The 5297-nt window shown below is 45.1% G+C and carries 3 protein-coding genes; 1 reads left to right on the forward strand and 2 read right to left on the reverse strand.

The genetic code is table 11. The annotated features are described in order from the left end of the window. The first annotated feature begins 158 nt into the window (after nt 1-158). A complete protein-coding gene (locus L1D50_RS21360) occupies nt 159-1961 on the forward strand; it encodes a PKD domain-containing protein (RefSeq protein WP_239966768.1) in 1803 nt (600 codons plus the stop codon). 78 nt (nt 1962-2039) lie between these two features. Here the strand turns inward: L1D50_RS21360 and L1D50_RS21365 are convergent, their stop codons facing one another. Beyond that, the gene (locus tag L1D50_RS21365) at nt 2040-4853 is read right to left on the reverse strand and encodes a hypothetical protein (protein ID WP_239966769.1); all 2814 of its coding nucleotides are present in this window, start codon (nt 4851-4853) and stop codon (nt 2040-2042) included. Nucleotides 4854-5005: 152 nt separating this feature from the next. After that, nucleotides 5006-5242 carry a hypothetical protein gene (locus L1D50_RS21370; RefSeq protein WP_239966770.1) on the reverse strand — a complete coding sequence of 79 codons (237 nt, stop codon included), beginning with the start codon at nt 5240-5242 and terminating at the stop codon, nt 5006-5008. Nucleotides 5243-5297: the final 55 nt, after the last annotated feature.

Raw genomic sequence — 5297 nt, forward strand, 5'->3', positions numbered from 1 at the left:
ACTTTACAAAAAGCATTATTGTTTCTATTTTGGTGTGTGGATGTTCAAAAAACATACTCAAATTAGTTGTGCTCTACAGTGCACCGAAACCTGAGTATTGAGCGACGCCCAACTTATTTATTTCAAGTTGGAAAACCACACACTCAAAAGGAATAACAATGAAACGACACATTCTTGTCACAGCATTAGGTTTAGCATCTGGTATCGCGATGGCACAAGCGCCATTAACTGAAGCTCAAATGATGGAATATACCAGCAAAGCTAGCAAAGCAATGATTGGTAAAAGGTATGACCTCAACCTTCCACTTATTACTCAAAATAGTGCTACAAGCACTTCAACGTCTACGCAAACTATTGTGCAAACGGTTTCACACCCAGGTGCAAGCTACATCAAACTACATTTTAAAAACCTCAATCTTGCAGGCGGCGGTAAACTCGTAGTTCGCTCGGAGGATAGTGGTGAGCGCTATGAATATACCCAAGCAAATCTCAGCACTGCAACAGTTGATCCAAATCTCGGTGATGACGGCGTTAAACAATTTTCTGCTATGTCAGTCTCTGCTGATAAAGTTATCATTGAATATACCCCAGGTCAGGGTAATCTAGGCAAAACGCCTGAAATCGATTTTTATCATCATGGTATTGAGGGGCAAGCAAGTGTTGAGAGCTTGACCGATGTGACCCCCATGTCGACCTGTGGCGCAATGGAGCGTAAAGACGTGCAGTGCTGGGCACAATCACATCCGGTCGAATTCGAGCGTTCACGTCCTGTCGCCAGACTACTTATGAACGGCAGTGGTTTATGTACGGGTTGGCGTGTAGGCGCGGATAACCGCATGTTTACCAATAATCACTGCGTAGGATCGGCATCGGAGCTGGCGAATACCGAGGTATGGTTTAACTATCAAAGTACGAGCTGTAACGGTAGCCAGCGCGAGACTGTGGTAAAGGTCACAGGTAAAGACTTCCTTAAAACAGATTACACGCTAGATTATACGCTGTTTACTATCAATGATTTCGCTAAGGCCCAGCCGTTTGGTTACTTTGGTTTAGATGTGCGAAACCCATCACAGGGCGAGCGTATTTACATCCCTCAGCATGGTTCAGGTAACCCTAAAGAGCTGTCGATTGAGTCTGATCAAGACACCAATGGACTATGCTCTGTTAACCAAGCAACAGCGAATGGTCGAGGTACAGGCACAGATATAGGCTATTACTGCGACACTATTGGCGGCTCGTCAGGTTCACCAGTACTTGCAGCCTCAACTAATAATGTTGTTGCGCTACACCACTTAGGTGGCTGTACCAATAAAGGCGCTAAAATTAGCTTAATTTGGCCTCAGGTTTCTAGTCACTTTGGTGGTCAAATTCCCGTTGGGGATAACGGCACTACCGATCCATTGCCCGTTGCGTTATTTACTTACAGCTGTAATGACCTAAGCTGCAGCTTCGATGGTTCAGGCTCTAGCTCACCAAATGGCTCTATTACACAACACAGCTGGCAGTTTGGTGACGGCGCATCCGCTTCAGGCGCGCAAACTTCACATAGCTTCACAAACTCTGGCAGCTATACCGTAGAACTCACCGTCACAGATAGTAATGGTGACACAGCGTCAACAACACAACAAGTTGCTGTGACGCTGCCAGGTGAAGAGCAAAAGCTTATCAAGGGAGTTGCAAAAACGGGGCTTTCTGGAGCGAGAAGCAGTGAAACCTTCTTCTATTATGATACCCCTGCAGGCGTGAATACAGTGACATTTAACACTAGCGGTGGCACTGGTGATGCTGACATGTACGTACTAAAAGGTGCAGAGCCCACCACCAGTAATTGGACTTGCCGCCCTTACCGTTATGGTAACAACGAATCTTGTACCCTAAATGAAGGAGCTGGTCGTTATTGGGTGATGATCCGCGGATACAATGCTTACTCAGGTTTGCAAATCGTAGCAGATCACAACTAGCCTAAACTTCGAATAAACAAACTGAATGATTTGCGGGGGCTCCCCCCCGCTTATTTGATAGCAATCTTATGCGATTATCTACAACTCATACCAAACACTAAACCAAACACGGTTTTCATTCGTCAAATTATGCCCCTCTACGCGGCCCACTCCAGCACTAAACTGTAGATCGGTTAATCCTGCAGGAGCAAAATCAGTGGCCTTGCCTAATATCACTCGAGACAAAGGTAAGCGCATCTTAATACCGTAATTTTGTCCAATCACTTCTCCATCTAACTGATGCTGCTTATAAAATAACTTAGGTTTTCCCTGCTGCCATGAAGTTGCAAATTCATAGCCTAAATAGCGGCTTCCCGTTGCAAATAGATGTGGCAACATAGGTTCGCTAACGGTGTGTAAACCATTACTAATACTAGTGCTGGTAAGCGCTCCACCACCCACAGCTAGTGGCAATTCGCTGCTGTAGCGGCTATCGACCGATGCATAGAATGGAATTTGCCATGCTTTAGCAAACAGGCTCACCTGGTAATCAAATCCATCTAATTCACCTAACCACTGAGCTGCAGAGGTTTGCAGTGCTACACCATGCTGCTGCGTATCCCATAATGTACGAGCGTTAAAGCCATAACGCCCACCGCTCCATGTTTTTTCACCATGTTGCACACGAATAACACCCAATTCGGGAGCGAGGTAATTCAATGCGTCACCAAAACGATAGCTAGATGACAAGGAAAATTGCTTAAAACTACTTTCATTCGAGGTATTTGTTTGTGGCGAGTGAGACTGCTTATCCGCTTCTAGCTCTTGATATCCAGCATCAAACGTCGTTTTCCAGTTTTCATGACGATATTCAAGTTGGGCAAATGCGCCCATCAACGCGCCATTATTGATACTTTTCTCGGCTCCAAACTGCCAAGCAAGTCGGCGCAGCACATCCTGCCCTTTTAATGCCACGCCCAAACTATCAAAAGAGGCGCTATTAAATGCGCCAGATAAAGCAACAGAATAAGACTGTTCGAACACAGAATAATCAGAACTGGGCTGCGCGGTTTGATCTATCTTAGCCACAGGTAATTGGTGGGGGTGCAGCTCTTTTCGCTCCGCCTCATCCACTTGCTCTAGCACGCTCACGGTGCGCCAAGCCGGAGCAATTATTTTGTTAACCTTAACACCCTCAGGGGTCGCATAGCTCACCAGTATCTGCTGTGAATAAGTAATAATTTGCTCAAGCGGTTTAGCACTTGCAGGTAAGGTCTCAAGTATTTTACTCGTCACATCATAACGCATTACCGCTAAGTGGCCTGCAACTCCAGAAATAAAGTACAGCTTGTCATCATCATGAGACCAAGTTAACCCCGAAAGGTATTGATGTGACTTGGGTAAATAAACAATTTTAGTTGTATCGTGGCTAAGATCTTTAACAACAAGTTGCCAGCGTTTGTTAGGTGCAACATGTACATAGGCTAATGTCGCGTTTTCCTTAGAGAGCACTGGAAAGTCATAGACATCCCCAAGCTTACTTGTGGTAATTACAGTTTGCTTTCCTGAGTCCAACTCTATGGTCACTAGCTGTGAGTAACCCAAACGAGACACCTCCGCAATAACGGTATTGGCATCAACAATACTAAAGCGACGAATACCCGCGCCTTTGGTTAGTTGCTTAGGTTTTCCAGTACCAACTTTCCATACAAACAAATCATTAATAAAGGTGTCGTCTGCAGTCGGCGTTTTTGCAACGAAGTAAATGTCGTCGGTATTCAGCCACTGGGGGTAATAGATACCAGCAAAATTATGTGCATCAAGCTGTGCAAGTCGCTTTTTTGGAAAGACTTCAGGTGCGATATCCACAATATCTTTAGGATCGGCATTTAGTATTGCTTCATTGCGCTTATTAAATTGCTCTATAACTTCTACATTTTCTTTGTTTTCGTAGATATTGAGTGTGACTTGGCGTTTACGGTTTTGCTCTACCACCAAAAATTGACTGCCATCTGGAGAGAACGCGATATCTCGAGCAGCATACGCGAACCGCTGCCAAAGCTCACTCTGTGTCGGAACCAAGGCTAGCTCTTGCTGCATAGCCTGATAGCTATATTCAACAATAAAGCGACGATATAACTGGCTGGCTGGCGCTCCAAAAGCCCCACTAAATGCGGTTTCAAAACTGCGAGATTCCACCGCCTGCACTCTTGTCCACACGGCATCTAACGTCTGTGCACCATAATTATCCTCAAGCCATGCTAGAAAACGTACACCGACTAAGTACGCCATAGAATTGGAAAGGTAAGACTTGTCGCCATTATCTAAAGCGCTATAGGTCGGTAATGCGCCTTGCTGCGCGTAATAACGCACAATGCTCTCACTGTAGTTATCGTATAAACGTCCTCGTCCCGTTAATCTAGACTCCAGCAAGGTAGCATAGCCTTCGCTGACCCAGCGCGGTAATACCGCATCGAGCAAGTCAGTAATATCGTGCCAATCTCTGAGATGTTGTCGCCATTGATTACGGCTCGGCTGTGATAGATGAACGAGATGAATATATTCGTGCAAAATGAGCAACTGCTGCCAACTGGTGTTATTTGCGATGACGGAATCAGCTTGAGGCGGCGTCGCTTGCAGTGCCATCATTGGTTTATCTGTGCTGGGTAATGCAAAGCCATTGGCCGCATTTTCTGGATCGTAAATAATCACATCAGCACGTTCACTCAAGGCTCTACCTTGTTGTGCCAGCACTTTATCTCGTACCACCTCCAGCTCATTTGCTGCAGAATACGCCCATTGCTGAAGCGGCTGGGGATAATGCACATTGAAGTTTTCGGTTTTGATGGTTTGCCACTTAGCCTGTAAACCAAAGCTAGTAAAAGCAACAAAAATTATCAGTAGCGCTCGCATTACCTTTCCTAAATAAATCCGGTTGCGCTAGCTTAACAAGAGATGTAAAGAAAAAGTGTGCTTTTTAGTAACAATTTCTTGCCTACGTTATACCTTAAAACGTCTATCTTGAGGCAAGCAAGATGTGCGTTGCTCTATATGCACGTAATTTTTCAGTGCTTTTGTGGCTGTGCAAGGGTGATAAACAGGCTAAGTATCGCAAGAGACACTGCAAAGACAAAAAATACCACGGTTGAACTCAACCCCGCCTGCCATTTTGCCGTGGCGATTAAACCCGCGCTCAATAACACCGCTAGCTTTGCCTTGGTATGCGCATGTGGTTTAAATGATTTGGAGTAGGTATACGCCATAAAAATAAAGCCGCTGGCCAACAGATAAGTGACTAACATGGTAGCTCCTTGCCAAGGTTTTGAAGGAGCTTTAATTATATGCTAATGATAATTA

Origin of the sequence: Pseudoalteromonas sp. Isolate6 (assembly GCF_022398435.1) — a bacterium.
In the GTDB taxonomy this organism is placed as follows: Bacteria; Pseudomonadota; Gammaproteobacteria; order Enterobacterales; family Alteromonadaceae; genus Pseudoalteromonas; species Pseudoalteromonas galatheae.

Excerpts from the sequence above, each read along its gene's own strand:
- L1D50_RS21370 (WP_239966770.1), bottom strand. The coding sequence starts at position 5,242 with ATGTTAGTCACTTATCTGTTGGCCAGCGGCTTTATTTTTATGGCGTAT.
- L1D50_RS21365 (WP_239966769.1), bottom strand. The coding sequence starts at position 4,853 with ATGCGAGCGCTACTGATAATTTTTGTTGCTTTTACTAGCTTTGGTTTA.
- L1D50_RS21360 (WP_239966768.1), top strand. The coding sequence starts at position 159 with ATGAAACGACACATTCTTGTCACAGCATTAGGTTTAGCATCTGGTATC.